General features: G+C 39.2%; 1 protein-coding gene. It reads left to right on the top strand.

Translation table 11 applies throughout. The features are described from left to right. A partial coding sequence (locus VQ048_RS12290; RefSeq protein WP_327611937.1) for an AAA family ATPase occupies window positions 1–818 on the top strand: 818 nt, incomplete at both ends.

Raw genomic sequence — 818 nt, 5'->3', positions numbered from 1 at the left:
TTATCAGGAACTAAAGACGATAAAGACATATCGAACTATTTTCAGCAAGGCTATACCGCTAAGGATTTAAAAACATTGTTTTTGAAAATGCTTCAAAAAAAATATCAGCAAGGACTTTCATTATTACAATCCTGTGAAATTCAATGGCATCAACCACCCGCCAAGCAAAAGATTATCATCACCTTAAAAGGAGCAGCTATCGGATTGCAAAGTAGTCTTTTAGGGGTTACAGGAGGTGAAGGAACGGGAAAAAGTCATTATGTGGCTGCAATGATTGCAGGGAGTTTATATCAAGGTAAAAATCCAATAGACTTACTTGGGCTTAGCGTAACTTATTGTGAGCATCAAGCGGTTTTATTTTTCGATACGGAACAATCCGCAGATCAATTGTACGACAACATTTCCATATTACTAAAACGAGCTCAGCTCGATGCGATGCCTTTAAATTTTAAAGCCTATTGTCTTACTCAAATTCCAAGAAAAGAGCGTATGAAAATCATTCGACAATGTATGGATACTTTATACTACGAGTATTCAGGGATTCATCTGGTAGTCATTGACGGTATTGCCGATTTAATTAGTTCCGCCAATAATGAAAGTGAAAGTATTGAAATGATAGAGGAATTGTACGCATTGGCAGGGCATTATCAAACCTGTATGGTATGTGTATTACACCTAACGCCAGGAGGATTAAAACTTCGGGGGCATTTAGGGTCGGAGCTACAACGAAAAGCCTCTGCGGTGCTTTCGGTAGAACAAGACCGAGCCAGTGCTTGCTCTGTGGTCTTACCGAAAAAAATTCGTAAAGGGGACCCCAA

The organism is Bergeyella anatis, from assembly GCF_036016955.1.
In the GTDB taxonomy this organism is placed as follows: Bacteria; Bacteroidota; Bacteroidia; order Flavobacteriales; family Weeksellaceae; genus JAYWXI01.
Note: the sequence above shows the minus strand (reverse complement) of the source record. Positions and strands in the feature narration are given on the sequence as shown.